The sequence below is a fragment of the Nocardia sp. NBC_00565 genome, assembly GCF_036345915.1.
Classification (GTDB): domain Bacteria; phylum Actinomycetota; class Actinomycetes; order Mycobacteriales; family Mycobacteriaceae; genus Nocardia.
The window spans coordinates 7,247,636-7,265,622 of sequence record NZ_CP107785.1; the positions used below are offsets into that span (position 1 = coordinate 7,247,636).

Here is a 17,987-nt window from a genome sequence, read left to right on the forward strand (position 1 = left end):
TTGTCCACCTGGCGGGGTGATCACCAGCGGCGATGGGCGCCGATCGGCGTGCCGTAGCCGGCGGACCCAGGCGTGTCGGGTCGCCGAATAAAGAGGAATAGATTCATGTTAACTGGGGTATTGCCACGGACTTTAGCGCCCGACGTGCGGATTCATTCGGACGTCTTCCGCGGTTACTAAGTAAATTGATGCAATACCCGCAATTAATCGATCATCCGAATTACCGAATCCCGCACTGTGATGTACCACTGGCGTGCGTATGTGCGCATGAGTCACATCCCATCTTCGACAGGTCCGGCGCGAGCAACCGCGCGAACAGTCCGCTTTCCGAACAGACCCATTGGTACATTCCTTTCAACAGTGACAGTCGCATCCCACTGCACCACCGCGCACTCCTGTACTCGCGCTCCCATCCGTTGCGCAATCTCCTCCGCCGCGACACATCCGACATCGGCCCCGCGTTCCAATTCCCCCGCCGCCGCCAATGCCGCCAGATCCGCCGCGGCCTGTACTCGGTGCCGAGCCACAACCGCCACCCCGACCTGAGCGATCAGCAACGTCACCCCGATCAGCGCCGCCAGCGCCATACAGGCGAATACCGTCGCAACCCCCTGATCCGCGCGGATACGCCGTATCGCCTTCGGTGCCGCCCCACCTTGTCGGAGCGGCACCTCTATACCCGTCAGCTCCGCCGTGCCTACAGGCGCGATGCGCACTCGCCCCTGCCCGCGGCCGTCGGTCACGGCTCGGCTCCTGGTTCCCGAATGGCAATGGCCTCGGCGCGCAACTCCAGTAACGGCAGCAGGGGTGAGCGGGCGGTGACTGCCGCGACCACCCGATCACCCTCGCTGCGCAGCGAGATGTCGGCGGCGGGCGGCGCCACCCGCCGCGCCGCCGACACCGCATTCGCTTGATCGCCGCGGGCGGCGAGCCGGGCCGCTTCGCGGGCGGCGTCGACACAGCGCACCTGCGTCGAGGCCGCGAGCAAGGCGCCGACGCACAGCACCACCGCGATCACGATGGCAGCGAGCGCGATCGCCGCCTCAACCGTCACCGCACCCAGGTCGTCACCGAGATGCGTTGTACCGCAACAGTTCGATCGACGATCACCATTGCCTACACGGCGGTGTTCAGTGCCTTGTCGATGATCTTCGTCAGCGCGTTCACGATGCTGTCCCCGGTCACCACCCCATAGAGCACGGCTCCGAACGCCGCGGCCGCAATGGTCCCGATCGCATATTCCGCCGTGCTCATCCCGTCGTCGGCGACCACGGCCCGCAACAGCCGCGCCCGCACCTCTATACCGACAGCGCTCAGCCGATCCCGCACCTTCCCCATTCGCACCGATTTCCCCTCTCTCTTCGGCCAACGCGGCCGTTCCGCGCCGACACACTCTTTCCGGGCGTGGACTCTGCGGGTCGGCGCCTCCCCGCTGCGCTCTTCCCGCCTCGACGGGGCACGCCCAGCCGGGCTCGGTCTTGCTCCGCTCAGCACTGCGACGCCATGTCGAGCACAGCTCAATGCGGCCAGGACGTACACGACCGGGCCCGAGGCCACCGCGCCCACCACCGAGCAACCAAACCCAGCCCGGCTCGGTCTTGCTCCGCTCAGCACCGCGACACCATGTCGACCGCGACTCAACGCGACCAGGCCGTACACGACCGGGCCCGAGGCCACCGCGCCCACCACCGAGCGACCGAGCGCAGTCCGGCTCGCCGCTGCCTCGCTCCGCGTCGCGTAGCCGTCTGGTTTTCGACCTTGCGCCCGCCGATCCGGCACCTTGCAGTTCTGGCCATAGCAGGCCAGCGCTATCGCGCCCGGCTTTGTCGTGGTCTCGTGTGCTCACAGGAGTCCACCGCCGAGCACGTGGCCTGCCAGGCCGATCACCACGGGGACGATGCCGAGGCAGACGAAGGCGGGGAGGAAACAGAGGCCGAGGGGGCCGCCGATCAGGACGCCGGCGCGTTCGGCGCGGGCGGCGGCCGCATCCTCTACACCGCTGCGGCGCTGCTCGGCCAGTTCGCCGACGGCGGAGGCAAGGGAGGCGCCCGATCGTGCCGAGCGCCGCGCCATGCGTGCTAGCGAATCGACTTCCTCGGCACCGGGCCGGCCTGCGCCGTCCTGCGCCACTTGATTCCACGCCGTCGCCGCATCCGCCCCTAATGCCAGCAGATCGGCCGCCCGGCGTAATGCGGCGCCGAGCGCAGCGGGTGCGCCGGGCGCCACCGCACGCGCCGCTGCCGCCATGGGCAAACCTGCCCGAAGACATGCGGCGAGCAGATCGAATACCGATGCGACGGCCAGCGGATCGCTGCCGCTGCCGCGTGTCGATGCCGCGGCAACCGGCTGCGGGCTCACCCCTCGTAGCGCCCGCAACCGTCGACTCACCGCAACCCGTCCGGGCAGCACCACCAACGCAACGGCGAGCAAAAGCACTGGGCCACCGGCAATTTCAACCATTCCCAACCCCCTTCACAGGTTGTGCACAACCGACGTGTCGTCGTAATTCGGTTCATACGAGGACCTTTCGCGTGATCGCGTCGGTCCACAGCAATCCGGTGCACGCCAGCGCCGCGCCCAATGGCAGCAGCACGGTTCCCGCACCCGGACCGAGCAGTACGTGCAGTGGCGCGGCACCCATCAGTTGGCCGAGACCGATACCGAGCAGTGGCAGACCCGCCAGTACCGCGGCAGTGGCGCGCGCACCGGCCAGGGCGGCGGTCGTGCGGGTGCGAAAGCGAATGCGGCCCAGGAGGTCCGTGCGGGCGGCGGAGAGCAATTCGGCGAGCGCGAGGCCGTGGTTCTCGGCCACCTGCCAGGCGTCGGCGATCCGGGACAGTTCGGCCTCGACGATGGAATCGGGATGCCGCAGGCCGTCCGCGCCGGAGCCGCCGAGCCTGCTGCGGGCCGCGCTGACGGCGAACGCGCGCGCCGCCTCGCCACGCGACTCCTGCGCCGCGACCTCCGCCGCGGCGCTCGGATGGGCCCCCACCCGCAGTTCCCCGATAACGGCCTCGAGCGCGTCGAGCAGATAGGCGCATTCAGTACCGCGCCGCCGGTCCCGGCTCACCCGCCGAACCCGAAACCCGACCGTCCCGCTGACCAACACCGCCGCAACCAATGGACCAATCCCCACGGCAAGCGCCGCCACTACCGCGACACCAGCAGCAACCCGAAACACACTGCCACGCCGAGGCTTTCCAGCCTCTCGGGACGCAGCGAACAGTCCAGTGAAACGACGACGCGATACCGAAGCAGGCACCGCCAGAACCGCACCCGCCAGACACAACAGCGCCGCGATCATCGAGCGAGCCGTTCATGCGGCTGCCGCACCCGCACAGCAGCGAGCGCCGAAAGCTCCAGTACCGCAAGCTGGCAAAGAGCCGGTGTTGTTGGCAGGGCATCCGCTGAGCGCACCAGCACTGCGGTCATCGGTCGAGCCGTTCGTCGAGTAGGCGGGTGAGGGTGAGGGCGGCGGGTGTTGGGGCTCCGTCGGCGCGCCAGGCGGCGGTTATGTGTACTCGGCCGTGGTCGTCGCGGGTGACGATGCCGATTTCGCGGAGGCCGCGGGAGCCGTCGGCTCGACGGTGCACGTGCAGGATGACTTGGACGGCGGCGGCGAGTTGGCTGTGCAGGGCGGCTCGGTCCATGCCGCCCAGAGCCGCAAGGGCTTCGAGGCGGGCAGGGACCTCGCGCGGGGAATTCGCGTGCACGGTGCCGGCACCACCGTCGTGGCCGGTGTTCAACGCGGTCAGCAGGTCTACGACCTCGGCGCCGCGGACCTCGCCGACGACGATTCGGTCGGGGCGCATGCGCAGGGCCTGGCGGACCAGCTCTCGGACGGTCACCGCGCCGACACCCTCCACATTCGCGGTGCGCGCGACCAGGCGCACGACGTGGGGATGGGGCGGTGCCAGTTCGGCCGCGTCCTCGACGCAGATGATGCGTTCGTCGGCGGCGACCTTCGCCAGCAGTCCGGACAGGAGTGTGGTTTTGCCCGCGCCGGTTCCGCCGACCACCAGGAAGGCCAGTCTGGCCCGAATGATCCGCTCCAGCAGCAGTTTCGCGTCAGCCGGTATCGCGCCCGCCGCGGCAAGCGCGTCCAATCCCTGGGTGGCCGGGCGCAGCACCCGTAGCGATAGGCAGGTGCCGCCATGTGCCACCGGCGCCAATACCGCGTGTAGCCGGACACCGAACGAATCGCCCAGTGCCCCTTCGCTTCCGGACAACCTGCCGTCCACCCACGGCTGGGCGTCGTCGAGCCGCCGCCCGGCCGACAGCGCCAGCCGCTGTGCCAACCTGCGCACCGCCGCCTCATCCGGAAAGACAACCGAAGTCCGCTCCAGCCCACGTCCCCGATCGATCCACACCGCGTCGGGCGCGGTCACCAACACATCGGCGACCCGAGGATCGTGCAACAGCGGCTCCAACAGCCCGGCCCCGGTCATCTCGGTCTGCAACAACCGCAATGCCCGCAGCAGATCCGTATCGCCGAGCACGCCACCCGCCTCGGCTCGAATAGCGGCCGCCACCTGTGCCGGATCCGGATCCCCCGACGCCCCGGACAACCGCTCCCGCACCCGATCCAGCAGCTCAGAGGTAACCAACGCACTCATCGCAGTCCCTGCCCGGCCGGAGCGCTGAGCACGCCGAGTACGGCGTCGGCGGCATCGCGGAGCGGGCCGCGGCGCAGGGTCAAACCGCCGCGTTCGAGCCGAGCGGCGAGGCCGGGCTGAGCTCGAACCGCGGCGAGGAGGGGAAGATCGAGCACCTCGGCGACCTCGGGACCGCGTAGTCCGCCGGGAGCCGGGCCACGGACTACCAAGCCCTGGTTGGGGTTTCGCTGGCCGATATGGGCCGCGACCGATTCGGCGGCGGCCACGGCGCGCAGGCGCGCCGGGACGACGAGAACGACCAGGTCGGCCGAGTCGAGCATCTGGTCGGCGTGCGGGCCGCGTTCGCCCGAGATGTCGCATATCACCAAATCGCCTGCGGCACGGCCTGCTTCGACGACAGCGCGGATCGCGGCGGGACCTATTTCGGTCGGCAAGCGTCCGGCACCGCCGCGGCCACAGGACAGTACCGCCAGCCCCGGCGCGGCTGCGGGCAGTGCGCTGTGCAGTGCCGCGGCCGAGACCCGACCGTCCTCGATCACCAGATCCGGCCAGCGCAGCCCCGCCCCGGTTTCAACGCCGAGCAGCAGGTCGAGGCCACCGCCGAGCGGTGCGCCATCGACGAGCACGGTGTCGCGCCGGAACCGCTCGGCGGCGGATCGCAACGCGGTCGCCGCACCCCCGCTCGCACCCGCGAATGCGACGACCACACCGTCGCCCATGTGGTATTCGGCATGCTCAGCAAACTTCTCGATAAGCCCAACTGCGGCGCCGGGCAGCGCGATGACGCGCTCGGCGCCGACCGCCGCCGCGGCTTGCCAATTGGTCAACCCGGGTTCCCCGTCGGTCACCAGCACGATGCCGATCCGCCGCAGATATCCGGCTCCGGCGCAGCCCTTGGCCCCCATTGTGTCGAGGATCACCAGGGGTGCCGCCGCCCAGGCATGTCGCCCAACCGGCAGCGCACGCTCGTCGAGACCACGTTCCGCGGCCGCCGCGACTCGCCGCACCTCGTCGCGCAGCCGGGTGTCCTGGATGAGCACGAGCGCGGGCGGCGGCGTGAGTGCCGGGGCGACTTCGATATTCATGCAGGTCAGCGTGCTCGAAGACGAGGCGTAGCAGAAGAGGCGATATGCCGAATGTGGATAACTCGCGGGGTGTGGATAAATCCGGAGATCCGAAAGCGGGGAAACCTACCCCGAAATAGAGGACGGCCCCAGCCGGGGGGGGAGGAGGCTGGGGCCGTCGGGTTCAGCCCCGGGGGGTCGGGCTGAACGCGCCTGGACTATGTCCAGGTGCCAGCAATACTACACCCAAGCCCGGGCCACAACGCAAGTCTGTCGTCGGAGAACTTTGTGGCCACCACCGGCCCGGCGTCTGCGGGGCAAACTCGCCGAACGACCTCGAGGTGCGGCCCATCCGGCACCGTCCACGCCGCATGCCGATCGGGCGCAGCCGGACGAGAGACTCGGGCTCGGACGAGCGCGGGCGAGTCCACCGCATATTCTGAACGGGTGACGGCCGATGGCGACCAGACAGAGTTCGCGGACCAGACGGCACGGGACGTGACGGCAACGAAACGACCGGCGGGCGGCGAACGCGTCGCCGCCTTCTTCGATCTCGACAAGACGGTGATCGCGAAGTCGAGCACCTACGTGTTCAGTAAGCCCTTCTACGCGCAGGGCCTGCTGAACCGACGTGCGGTGCTCGAAAGCAGCTATGCCCACTTCCTGTTCACGCTGTCGGGCGCCGACCACGACCAGATGGAGCGGATGCGCGCCAACCTGACGAATATGGTCGCCGGCTGGGACGTCGAGCAGGTGAAATCCATTGTGGCCGAGACACTCCACGAACTCGTCGACCCGCTGATCTACGCCGAGGCCGCCGATCTCATTGCCGACCACAAGATTCGGGGCCACGATGTGGTGATCGTCTCGGCCTCGGGCGAGGAGATCGTCGGCCCGATCGCCGAGGTGCTCGGCGCCTCGCATACCGCGGCGACGCGGATGGTGGTCGAGGACGGCCACTACACCGGCGAGGTGGAGTTCTACTGCTACGGGACCGGCAAGGTGACCGCGATCGAAAAGCTCGCCGCCACTGAGGGTTACGACCTCTCGCGGTGCTACGCGTACTCCGATTCGGTGACCGACGTGCCGATGCTGAGCGCGGTGGGGCATCCGACCGCGGTGAATCCGGATCGCAATCTGCGACGCGAGGCGGTGGCCAAGGGTTGGCCGATCCTCACCTTCTCCAACCCGGTATCGCTGTGGGCGCGTTTCCAGACGCCGTCGTCGACCACCCTTGCCGCGACCGCGGCGGTCGGGTTGAGCGCGGTGGTGGCCGGAGCGATCAGTTACCGGTTGCTGCGGCGACGCCGCTGAGCCATTGCTGACCCGTTCGCGGCCGGCTGCCGAGGCTGTTCGCCGGGCGCGGCGGGCAGCTTGCGGGAGCGTTTGCTGACATAACGCGGAGGGCGTCGCGACCAGGGATTTAACCACGAAACGCCGGTAGACACGCCGTTTATTGAATGTTTTCCCAAGCCTTGATGTGAGGGCTGTCACAGTGTAAAAAGGTAACTACGGAAGGACGGAAGGCCTGAGCGGAACCAGAAGAGAAGGTTCAGCTCCCCGACCCACCCTTCCCAGCACGGGCACCAGGTACCCACGCGGAGCGCGCCGCGACAAGGGCAGAAGCGTTGTGGGCCTGCGAAATACGGGTTTTCGACGGCGAGGGCCTCGCACAGGTTGCGGGGATGAACCGCCGGAGTCCGGATTATCGCCGAGGCCGCAGAACACAACCCACCCAGCACGCTTGGTAACCCGGTATCCGTGCTAGCGGGCGGTGAGGTCGTCAACGACAACGCCGCCCGCTTTGATGTGTGCTGGCCCCCTTTACGACCCCGACGCCGCCTCGGCGATCGATGTGGCCTCCCGCGCACCATCCTCGAAGGCGCCGCAGCACAGGATCACCCAGCTGCCCACCGCATCCGGAGCCCCCGAGCCGAACCCGGCCGCCGCATCCAGATACTGCTGACGCCGCCGCAACCAGAACACTTCCGGCACACCGAGGCTGTGCGGGTCCAGCCCACTGGACGCCGCGACCAAGCGAGAGGCCGCCCGCGCGACGATGCCGTCGGCCGTACCGAACGGCCGCAACGCCAGCAGCTCGCCGTGCACGACCGCCGCGATGACCGGCGCGGGCGCACTGGATCCGAGCACCGTCTGCGCCAGCAGGTCGAGCCGTTCGGCCACGCCACCGTCTCCACGCGGCCGCCCGAGCAGGGTCTCGTCGGTCACCAGATCGGCCGCGGCGAGCAGATGCAGCCGGGCCAGCGCCTGCAGCGGCGCCCGCTGCCAGGTGCCGACCAGATTCCGCAATGCATCGCCATCGAGCGCCTGCCCGACCCGCAGCGACCCGGCCAGGATCGGGTCCGCGACCCGGCCGTCGGCGGGCAGCTCGGTACTGGCGCCCTCGATCGCGGCCGATGACCTGGCCGCCCGCACCGCCGCCTCGGCCGCTGTAGTCGGCCAACCCCGCCGGTTCGCCTTGTGCCGATGCACCGCGGCGAGCGCGTCGCGCGCCTTATCAGCGGCTTCGCGCACACCGGGCAGATCGACAAGCGGCTTCAACGGATCGGTCACCGTGCTGATTTTGCCGGGCCTGCGGCGCGGCGTGTTCGCGGCCCCCTGGTGTCTCGCGTCCGAGCCGTCGAGACTCGCTCCGTTGTTGTGCCCGGGTAGGTCCGTTCGGGACCTTGGTCACCCCGCCAACAAATCCCGGCCCGGGATGGCGTCGAGCAGGCGGCGGGTGTACTCCTCTCGGGGGTTCTGGAAGACATCGTCGGTGGTGGCCGCTTCGACGATTTTGCCGGTCTGCATGACGAGGACGTCGTCGGCGATCTGCCGGACGACGGCCAGGTCGTGGGTGATGAACAGATAGGAAAGACCGAGTTCGGCTTGTAAGTCGTTGAGCAGCTTGAGGATTTGGGCCTGGACGAGTACGTCCAGCGCCGAGACCGCCTCGTCGCAGACCACGACCTCTGGAGCGAGGGCCAGGGCGCGCGCCACCGCGACGCGCTGACGCTGGCCGCCAGAGAGCTCATTGGGGTAGCGGCGCATCACCGAGGACGGCAATGACACCTTGTCCAGCAGATCGCGCACCGTCGCTTCGCGTTCCTTGGCGGTGCCGATCCGGTGGGTGCGCAGCGGCTCCTCGATGGTGCGGTAGATCGAGTACATCGGATCCAGCGAACCGTAGGGATCCTGGAAGATCGGCTGCACCCGGCGGCGAAAGGCGAACGCGCCCTTGCGATCCAGCCGCGCCACTTCTTTGCCGTCGAAGGTCACCGATCCCGAGGTCGGTTCGAGCAACCCCAGAACCATCTGCGCCACAGTCGACTTGCCCGATCCGGACTCGCCGACGATGGCCGTGGTGGTGCCGCGTTTGAGCCGGAACGACACGTCGTCGACCGCGATGAAATCGGTCGACTTCCACGGCGTACTGCCGCGAATCTTGAACGCCTTGGTCAGATTCCGCGCGACCACGACGTCATCGGATACCACCGCGAGTTCGGTATCGGCCGCCGCGACCTCCTCGGCGACCTGCACGGCCTGCTTACGCACCTCGATGCGCTCGCGTACCGAGGAGAGTCGCTGCGAGGCCAGCGAGGGCGCCGAATTCACCAGCTTCTTGGTGTACAGGTGCTGCGGTTCGCGCAGGATCTGCAGTGCCGGACCGGATTCCACCACTTTCCCGCGATACATCACCACCAGATGCTCGGCCCGCTCGGCGGCCAGGCCGAGGTCGTGGGTGATCAGCAACACCGCGGTGCCGAGTTCGCTGGTGAGTCCATCGAGGTGGTCGAGGATCTGGCGCTGCACGGTGACGTCCAGGGCCGAGGTCGGCTCGTCGGCGATCAGCAGTTTGGGGCGGCAGGCCAGTCCGATGGCGATGAGCGCGCGCTGGCGCATACCGCCGGAGAATTCGTGCGGATACTGGTTGACCCGGCGTGCCGCATCGGACATTCCGGCTTCCTCGAGCAACTCGATGGCGCGCTGTTTGGCCGCCTTGCCCTTGGCAATCCCGTTGGCCTCCAACGTCTCCCGGATCTGGAACCCGACCTTCCACACCGGGTTCAGATTCGACATCGGATCCTGCGGGACCAACCCGATGCCGCTGCCGCGGACCGCGACGACATCCTTCTTCGACGCCTTCGCCAGATCCCTGCCGTCGAACATGATCGAGCCGGAGGTGACCTGCCCGGTGCCGGGCAGCAGGTCGATGATGCTGTGTGCGGTCGTCGATTTCCCGGAACCGGATTCACCGACGATCGCGACCGTCTGGCCCGGATAGACCGACAGGCTGACGTCGCGAACCGCCGGAATCTTCTTGCCCTCGGAAGAGAAGCAGACGTTGAGATCCTCGATCTCGAGCAATGGTCTATCGGACATCGTCGCGGTCACCTCTTCCTCGCCTTCGGATCGAGCGCGTCCCGCAATGCGTCGCCGAGCAGGATGAAACTCAGCACGGTGAGCGCCAAAGCCGTTGCGGGATAGAACAAAATCGGTGATCCGCCGCGCAGCTCGTGCTGATTGGTGTTGATATCGGAGCCCCAGGACACGATCGTGCGCGGCAGTCCGACACCGAGGTAGGACAGTGTCGCCTCGGTGACGATGAACGCGCCGAGCCAGATCGTGGTGACCACGATCAGCGGTCCCGCCGCGTTCGGCAGTACATGGCGCAGCAGCGTGCGTATTCGGGATACGCCCAATGCCTTTGCCGCCGTGACGTATTCGCTGTTCTTCGCCTCGATCACCGCACTGCGCGCGATGCGCGCCGCCTGTGGCCAGGTGAACGCGGCCAGGATCAGGATGACGGTCCAGATGGTCCGCGAATCGAGCAGCTGCATGATGACGATCGCGGCCAGCATCAGCGGAATCGCGTAGAAGATCTCCGCGACGCGCGAGACCACCGAATCGAGCAGCCCGCCGTAGAAGCCCGCGAGCGCCCCGAGCGTGCCACCGACCAGCAGGAACACGGTCGTCGCACCGAGCCCGGCCATGACGGAAGCCCGTGCGCCGTAGACGGTTCGGGTGTAGACGTCGCAGCCCTGTTTGTCGAAACCGAAGGGGTGCCCCGGCCCGCGCGGATCCATACTGAAATCGCCGTTGCAGTAGCGCGGATCCTGATCGGAGAACAGGCCGGGCCACAGCACCACGATGGCGATGAACAGGATCAGCACCGTGGCGATGATGAAGATCGGATTGCGGCGCAGCTGACGCCACGCGTCCTGCCAGATGCTGGTCGGCGAGCCGGTGTCGACGACCTGGTCGGTGGCGAGCACCTCGACCTCATCGGGCGGTGCGACGAAGTGCGGCTGCCTGTCCGGAGCTTTCTTTTCGAGGTCAGGCATATCGGATCCTCGGGTCGAGCGCGGCGTAGAGCAGGTCGATGATCAGATTCGAGATCAGGAAGATCACGATCAGCACGGTGACGAACGAGACCACCGTCGGTGGTTCACCGCGGGTGATCGCCTGGTACAACGTCCCACCGACGCCGGGAATGTTGAAGATGCCCTCGGTGACGACCGCGCCGCCGATCAACGCACCAAGATCGGCGCCGAGGAAGGTGATCACCGGGATCATCGAGTTGCGCAGAATGTGTACGGTGACCACGCGCGGGCGGCTCAGCCCTTTCGCGGTGGCGGTCCGCACGTAATCGGCGGACATGTTCTCCGCCACCGAGTTTCGGGTCAGTCGCAGCACATAGGCGAACGACAGCGACCCGAGGACGAACGCGGGCACGAGCAGTTCACCGACGCTCGCCTTGCCGGTCACGGTCACCGGGGCGATACCCCATTTCACGCCGAGTACGAACTGGGCGAGAAAGCCGATCACGAAGATCGGCACGGCGATGATGATCAGGCTGACCACCAGCAGCGTCGAATCGAACAGTTTGCCCTTGCGCAGACCCGCGATCAGACCGAATACAACACCGAAGACGCCTTCGATGAGCACCGCCATGAAGGCCAGTTTGATCGTGATCGGGAAGGCACGGGCCAGCTCGTCACGCACCGGGCGGCCGGAGAAGGCCGTGCCGAAGTCGAGGGTGAAGATGCCCTTGAGATACAGCAGGTACTGCACGAAGAACGGGCGGTCCAGGTGGTACCGCGCACGGAGTTGGGCTTCCACCGCGGGCGTCATCGGCTTGTCGCCGGCCAGTGCGTGGATCGGATCGCCCGGAACTAGGAAGACCAGTGCATAGATGAGCAGCGTCGCCCCGAGGAATACGGGGATCATTTGAAGCAGACGCCGCAAGACATACCAGGCCATTTCGTCTCCTGGGTGAGCGGCGCGGTCGTGCCGTCAGGTCATGACGGCACGACCGGCCGAGCGGCTACTTCTCGATGTTTTCGAAGTCGAACAGACCGTTCCACGCGAGATCGGCCTTCTTCACCTTGTCCGAACGACCCGCGGCGGCAAGATAATCGAGCACCGGGATGTCGGCCATATCCTTGATCAGCAACGCCTGCGCCTGCGCCACGATCTTGTACGACTCTTCCAGCGTCGGCGCGGCCAGCGCGGCGTCGAGCAGGTGGTCGAATTCGGGGCTCTTGTAGTCGACGTTGTTGGTATCGGAGTAGCTGTAGTACTGCGAGGTGAGGAACTGCAGCATGGTCGGGTAGTCACCCTGCCAGCCGTAGCGGAACGACTTGCCGATGGTCTTCTGGTTCACCAGATCCCGGATGTTCTTGAAGGTCGGGTACGGCGTGCCGACGGCGTCGATACCGAGGGTGTTCTTGATGCTGTTGGCCACGGCCTCGATCCACGCCTGGTGGCCGCCGTCGGAGTTGTAGGCGATCTCGTAGCGACCCGACCACGGCGAGATGGCGTCGGCCTGCGCCCAGACCTTCTTGGCTTCGTCGGGGTTGTAGTTCAGCACCTCCGAACCCGGCAGGTTGCCGTTGAATCCGGGCAGGGTGCTGGAGGTGAAGTCCCGGGCCGGGATCTTGGTGCCGTTGAAGATGGTGTCGCAGATCTGCTGGCGGTTGATCGCCATCGAGATGGCCCGGCGCCGCAGCAGACCCTCCTCACCACCGAAGTGCGCGACGTTGGCCTGGACGCCGATGTGCTGGTTCTGCGCGGACGGCTCGAGGATCGCGCGATCGCCGAGGTCCTTCTTGTAGGAGGTCAGCGCGCTATCCGGAATCGTGTCGAGGGTATCGAGATTGCCCGCCTGCAGATCCGAGTACGCCGTGTCGAAGGACTGGTACATGACGAAGCGCAGGCCCTTGTTCTTGGGCGGGCGGCCGCCCTTGTATTCCGGGTTGGGCACCAGGTCGATCTTGACGTTGTGCTCCCAGGTCTGGAACTTGTACGGGCCGTTGCCGATCGGGTTCTCACCGAAGGCCTTCATATCCTTGAAGGCGGCCTCGGGCAGCGGGTAGAACGGCGCGTAGCCGAGTTCGGTCTCGAAGTCGATGGACGGCGTCTTCAATTCGACGGTGAAGGTCCGGTCGTCGACCACCTTCAGCCCCGCCATCGTCTGTGCCGTCGGCTTTTCCGCCGACACCTCGTCGAAGCCGACGATCGGGGTGAACACATAGCTCTGCAACTGGCCATTGGTGCCGAGGGCGCCGTAGTTCCAGGCGTCGACGAACGACTTCGCGGTCACCGTGGTGCCGTCGGTGAACTTCCAGTCCGGCTTGATGGTGATGGTGTAGTTCTTGCGATCGGTCGTCTTGATCGACTCGGCCATCTCGTCGTGCGAGACGCCCTTGCCGTCGTAGTACTTCAGACCCGCGAACAGTCGGTCGACGACGCGGCCACCCATATTCTCGTTGGTATTGGTGGGCACCAACGGATTCTGCGGCTCACCGGCGTTCGTGGTGACGATGTCGGCATCGGCACTATCGCTCGACGAACATGCGGACAGTCCCAGGCTTGTGGCCAGCAGTACTGCCGCGGTCAACGCTGTAGCTCTGTTGAATCTCAACGCGTTCTCCCGATTTCGAGACAGGCGAAGGGGATCCGCGACCACGCATGCGCAACTGCCCAGCGCGCCTCGACTCGATCCGCCTTGGAATGCCTGGGACGTTAGCTATTCGAAGCAGAATTGTCACCGGATTGACCGAGGTTCGTTCCACTTGTTACCAATCCGGCAACATCGTCGAAACACGCTAAACATTCATGGAAAAACGGACATACGCCGGAACTATGCCTCCGTTGGGCTTCCGGTATCCGAAGCTGGCAGATCAATAACGATAGCGACCGAAGGGCCGGTTTGTCAGGGGATCGCGCAGCATACCCGGCGCGGTGACCGGATGGAAACCCGTTGGACACACCGGCCGCAGTGCGGGTCACAGTTGGTTACTGTCGAATTCGACTGCGACTGCCAGCACCACCGGCTACGTGAAGGAAGAGACGAGATGACCGATACCACCGCCGACCACCGGGAGTCGTACCCGCCGTCCGCGGAGTTCGCGGCCGCGGCGAACGCCGATGCCACGCTGTACCAGCGGGCCGCGGCTGAGCGCGACGTGTTCTGGGCCGAGCAGGCCGGACGGCTGCACTGGGATCAGCCATGGACGCAGGTGCTGGATTGGAGCGACGCGCCGGTGGCGAAGTGGTTCGTCGACGGCAAGCTCAATGTGGCCTACAACTGTGTGGACCGGCATGTGCTGGACGGGCACGGTGATCAGGTCGCCATTCATTGGGAGGGCGAGCCGGGTGATTCCCGTGATATCACCTATACCGAACTGCTGGCCGAGGTGTCGCGCGCTGCGAACTATCTCACTGTGCTCGGGCTCGAGGCGGGCGATCGAGTCGCGATCTATATGCCGATGGTGCCCGAGGCGATCGTGTCGATGCTGGCCTGTGCGCGATTGGGTTTGACGCATTCGGTGGTCTTCGCGGGCTTCTCCCCCACCGCGCTGCGTCAGCGGGTCGACGACGCGAGTGCCCGGCTGATCATCACTACCGACGGTCAGTGGCGGCGTGGTAAGGCCGCTCCGCTCAAGGAGGCGGTCGATGAGGCGCTGTACGCGAACGGGGATGTGCCACACAGCGTTGAGCATGTGCTGGTGGTGCGGCGCACCGATATCGAGGTGCCGTGGACCGAGGGCCGGGACCTGTGGTGGCACGAGACGGTCGCGACCGCGTCGCCCGAGCACGAGGCGCGGGCTTTCGATGCCGAGCATCCGCTGTTCATCCTCTACACCTCGGGCACCACCGGGAAACCCAAGGGCATCCTGCACACCACCGGCGGCTACCTGACCCAGGCCGCCTACACCCACCACAACGTTTTCGATCACAAAGCGGGACAAGACGTTTACTGGTGCACCGCCGATATCGGCTGGGTCACCGGGCACACCTATATCGTGTACGGGCCGCTGTCCAACCGCGTGACCCAGGTGGTCTACGAGGGCACCCCGAACTTCCCCGACGAGCACCGGCACTGGCAGATCGTCGAAAAGTACGGTGTCAGCATCTATTACACGGCACCCACGCTGGTGCGTACGTTCATGAAGTGGGGCCGCGAGATTCCGGCCGCACACGACCTGTCCAGCATTCGGTTGCTCGGCTCGGTGGGTGAGCCGATCAACCCCGAGGCCTGGCGCTGGTATCGGGAGGTGATCGGCGCGAGCACCGCGCCTATCGTGGACACCTGGTGGCAGACCGAGACCGGCGCGATCATGATCTCCCCGCTGCCGGGCGTCACCGCCGCCAAGCCCGGTGCGGCGATGACGCCGCTGCCCGGCATCTCGGCGAAGGTCGTGGACGAGGAAGGAAGGCCGGTGCGGCTCGGTGAGACCGAGGCCAACGGCTATCTGGTGCTCGATCAGCCGTGGCCGTCGATGCTGCGCGGCATCTGGGGCGATATGCAGCGCTACCGGGCCACCTACTGGCAGCGTTACGCCGAGCAGGGCTGGTACTTCGCCGGTGACGGCGCCAAACTCGACGCCGACGGTGATCTGTGGGTGCTGGGCCGCGTCGATGACGTGATGAACGTGTCGGGTCACCGCATCTCCACCGCCGAGGTCGAGTCCGCGCTGGTCGGGCACTCCGGTGTCGCCGAGGCCGCGGTGGTCGGTGCCAGTGACGACACCACCGGGCAGGGCATCGTCGCGTTCGTGATCCTGACCGCCGAGGCCAAGGACACCGGCGCGGCGCTGGTCGGCGAACTGAAGGCGGAGGTGTCGCGCGAGATCAGCCCGATCGCGCGGCCACGCGAGATCCACGTGGTGCCCGAGCTGCCCAAGACCCGCAGCGGCAAGATCATGCGCCGGCTGCTGCGCGACGTCGCCGAGGGCCGGGATCTCGGTGACACCTCGACGCTGGTCGATCCCAACGTCTTCGAGGCGATCCGGGCCAGCCGCGACTGAGGTAGCACAGCTGAGCGCGACATCGTAGGGCCGGTGACGGAATCCGTCACCGGCCCTACCCGTTAGAATTGCGCAAGGTGTGCCGGGAAGTCTGGTCGGCATGCGGTCGTGTACCCGAAAGCCGAAGCGGTGGGATGTGCGTCCGCAGCCCTGACCACCCTGCCGGAAGGTTTCCCGTGATCACCCAAGTGCGGTCGGAGCTGACGCGCTACCTACGCACCGAAACCGTCGGCGGCGCGATCCTTCTGGTCGCGGCCGCGGCGGCATTGCTGTGGGTGAACTCGCCGTGGGGCGACAGCTACTTCACCGTCACCGAAACCGTGCTGCCCATCAAGGCGCTGCATCTGGATCTCACCGCCGCGGACTGGACCAAGGACGGTCTGCTGGCCATCTTCTTCTTCGTCGCCGGACTCGAACTCAAACGCGAGCTGGTGGTCGGTGAGCTCGCCGATCCCAAACGGGCCGCGCTGCCGATCATCGCGGCGGTCGGCGGCGTGGTCACGCCCGCGCTGATCGCGCTGGCCGTCGGATTCGGCGCGGCAGGCATGGACCGGGGGTGGGCCATCCCGGTGGCGACCGATATCGCGTTCGCGCTGGCTGTGCTCGCCATGACCGGCTCCCGGATTCCGGCGAGCGCGCGGGTGTTCCTGCTCAGCCTCGCGGTGGTCGACGATCTGCTCGCCATCATCCTGATCGCGGTGCTGTTCACCACGACGCTGTCGGCGCTGTGGCTGTTGGCGGCGGCGGCCTGTTTCGCGGGGTGGGCGCTGGCCCAGCACAAGCGGATCGCCACGCCCCTGGTCTATCTGCCGCTGGCGCTGATCTCCTGGTACGCGCTGCACGAGGCCGGTATCCATCCGACCCTGGCCGGTGTCGCACTCGGCCTGCTCACCAGGGTGCGCAAGGACCCGGGTGAGGACCGGGCGCCCGCGACCCGGCTCGAGCATCTGATCCAGCCGATTTCGGCGGGCTTGTGCGTGCCGCTGTTCGCGTTGTTCGCCTCCGGAGTTCCATTGGACGGCAAGGTCTTCCAACAGCTGTTCAGCGACAGGGTGTCGCTGGCGGTAATTCTCGGACTACTGCTCGGCAAGACCATCGGTATCTTCGGGATCAGCTGGGTGGCAATCCGATTGGGCATCGCGAAGCGGCCGGCGAGTCTGGGCTACCGAGACATCTTCGCCCTCTCGGTGCTCGGCGCGATCGGCTTCACGGTTAGCCTTCTCGTGGCAGAACTCGCGTTGGCCGACGTCGGCGACGGCTCGGCCGCCGAATTGGCGAAGGCCGCGGTGTTGGTGACATCAATGGCGGCGTCGCTCGCGGGTTCGGCGCTACTGTTGCGACGTGGGCGTGTCCACCAGGCGCGACAGCACGCGCGTGCGCTAGAACGAGAGACTGAGGCGGAAGCAGTGCAGGGACAGGGAGAAGGGTCGACCAAGTGAGCTTCACAAACGGTGGTAACGGGGACGAGTCGCGTCGTGACCGCACTGTCACCTCGATTCCCCTCTCGGATGCCAACCCGACCGGATCGGCGAGCTTCGGCACCCTGGTCCGCGACGCCACCGAGCAGATGTCGACGCTGGTGCGCGCCGAGGTCGAACTGGCCAAGGCCGAGGTGACCGGGGAGATCAAGAAGGGGCTGCAGGGCAGCGTCTACTTCATCCTCGCGCTGACCGTCCTGCTGTTCAGCACGTTCTTCTTTTTCTTCTTCCTCGGCGAACTGCTCGATGTCTGGCTGGCGCGCTGGGCGGCCTTCCTGATCGTGTTCCTGTTGATGATCGTCGCGACGGCGGTGCTGGCACTGCTCGGCTATCTGCGAGTCAAGAAACTGCGCGCGCCGGAGAAGACGATCGATTCACTGAAACAGGCGCGCACGGTACTGCCGAGCGGATTCGGCTCGCACGAAGAACACCTCGTGCTCGAGAAGCCGTCGACGTAACCGGCACCGGTCACTCGGCACGGCTGCGTCGACTAGGCGGCGAGGCACGCCCCCC

16 protein-coding genes are annotated in these 17,987 nt (G+C 66.7%); 4 read left to right on the plus strand and 12 right to left on the minus strand.

The genetic code is table 11. The features are described 5' to 3' along the window. Positions 1–272 precede the first annotated feature (272 nt). The 7 genes from OG874_RS33475 to ssd all read right to left on the minus strand — a co-directional run bounded on the left by OG874_RS33475 (position 273) and on the right by ssd (position 5,701). A complete protein-coding gene (locus tag OG874_RS33475) occupies positions 273–743 on the minus strand; it encodes an Rv3654c family TadE-like protein (protein WP_442943158.1) in 471 nt (156 codons plus the stop codon). Further along, entirely contained in the window at positions 740–1,054 is a 315-nt protein-coding gene (locus OG874_RS33480; protein WP_330251070.1) for a TadE family type IV pilus minor pilin, read from the minus strand. The genes OG874_RS33475 and OG874_RS33480 overlap by 4 nt, the downstream gene beginning before the upstream one ends. A 62-nt stretch (positions 1,055–1,116) precedes the next feature. Beyond that, positions 1,117–1,338, minus strand: a complete 222-nt coding sequence (locus OG874_RS33485) for a DUF4244 domain-containing protein (protein WP_330257530.1) — start codon at positions 1,336–1,338, stop codon at positions 1,117–1,119. A 504-nt stretch (positions 1,339–1,842) separates the two neighbouring features. Further along, positions 1,843–2,460, minus strand: a complete 618-nt coding sequence (locus OG874_RS33490) for a type II secretion system F family protein (protein ID WP_330251071.1) — start codon at positions 2,458–2,460, stop codon at positions 1,843–1,845. Between the two features lie 52 nt (positions 2,461–2,512). Continuing rightward, positions 2,513–3,304, minus strand: a complete 792-nt coding sequence (locus OG874_RS33495) for a type II secretion system F family protein (RefSeq protein ID WP_330251072.1) — start codon at positions 3,302–3,304, stop codon at positions 2,513–2,515. Between the two features lie 124 nt (positions 3,305–3,428). Then, positions 3,429–4,616: a TadA family conjugal transfer-associated ATPase gene (locus OG874_RS33500; protein WP_330251073.1), complete on the minus strand. Its 1,188-nt coding sequence runs from the start codon at positions 4,614–4,616 to the stop codon at positions 3,429–3,431. Continuing rightward, positions 4,613–5,701 (minus strand): septum site-determining protein Ssd, encoded by a 1,089-nt coding sequence (gene ssd / locus OG874_RS33505; RefSeq protein ID WP_330251074.1) that lies wholly within the window; start codon positions 5,699–5,701, stop codon positions 4,613–4,615. The genes OG874_RS33500 and ssd overlap by 4 nt, the downstream gene beginning before the upstream one ends. A 477-nt stretch (positions 5,702–6,178) precedes the next feature. Here ssd and OG874_RS33510 point away from each other — a divergent pair, with 477 nt between their 5' ends. Continuing rightward, positions 6,179–6,994, plus strand: coding sequence for an HAD family hydrolase (locus OG874_RS33510; protein WP_330257531.1), 816 nt, complete (start codon positions 6,179–6,181; stop codon positions 6,992–6,994). A 510-nt stretch (positions 6,995–7,504) separates the two neighbouring features. On the opposite strand, the gene OG874_RS33515 is transcribed toward OG874_RS33510, so the two are convergent. The 5 genes from OG874_RS33515 to OG874_RS33535 form a co-directional block, all read right to left on the minus strand. After that, entirely contained in the window at positions 7,505–8,254 is a 750-nt protein-coding gene (locus OG874_RS33515; RefSeq protein WP_330251075.1) for an oxidoreductase, read from the minus strand. Positions 8,255–8,371: 117 nt separating this feature from the next. Then, positions 8,372–10,063, minus strand: a complete 1,692-nt coding sequence (locus tag OG874_RS33520; RefSeq protein WP_330251076.1) for an ABC transporter ATP-binding protein — start codon at positions 10,061–10,063, stop codon at positions 8,372–8,374. Between the two features lie 8 nt (positions 10,064–10,071). Beyond that, a complete protein-coding gene (locus OG874_RS33525; RefSeq protein WP_330251077.1) occupies positions 10,072–11,025 on the minus strand; it encodes an ABC transporter permease in 954 nt (317 codons plus the stop codon). Beyond that, positions 11,018–11,944 (minus strand): ABC transporter permease, encoded by a 927-nt coding sequence (locus OG874_RS33530; protein WP_330251078.1) that lies wholly within the window; start codon positions 11,942–11,944, stop codon positions 11,018–11,020. The genes OG874_RS33525 and OG874_RS33530 overlap by 8 nt, the downstream gene beginning before the upstream one ends. Positions 11,945–12,008: 64 nt before the next feature. After that, positions 12,009–13,607: a peptide ABC transporter substrate-binding protein gene (locus tag OG874_RS33535; protein WP_330251079.1), complete on the minus strand. Its 1,599-nt coding sequence runs from the start codon at positions 13,605–13,607 to the stop codon at positions 12,009–12,011. A gap of 433 nt (positions 13,608–14,040) precedes the next feature. Here OG874_RS33535 and acs point away from each other — a divergent pair, with 433 nt between their 5' ends. The 3 genes from acs (at position 14,041) to OG874_RS33550 (ending at position 17,932) form a co-directional block, all read left to right on the plus strand. Continuing rightward, positions 14,041–15,996: an acetate--CoA ligase gene (gene acs / locus OG874_RS33540; protein ID WP_330251080.1), complete on the plus strand. Its 1,956-nt coding sequence runs from the start codon at positions 14,041–14,043 to the stop codon at positions 15,994–15,996. Between the two features lie 179 nt (positions 15,997–16,175). After that, positions 16,176–17,435 (plus strand): Na+/H+ antiporter NhaA, encoded by a 1,260-nt coding sequence (gene nhaA / locus OG874_RS33545; RefSeq protein WP_330257532.1) that lies wholly within the window; start codon positions 16,176–16,178, stop codon positions 17,433–17,435. Next, the gene (locus OG874_RS33550; protein WP_330251081.1) at positions 17,432–17,932 is read left to right on the plus strand and encodes a phage holin family protein; all 501 of its coding nucleotides are present in this window, start codon (positions 17,432–17,434) and stop codon (positions 17,930–17,932) included. Before nhaA ends, OG874_RS33550 begins: the two co-directional genes overlap by 4 nt. Positions 17,933–17,987: the final 55 nt, after the last annotated feature.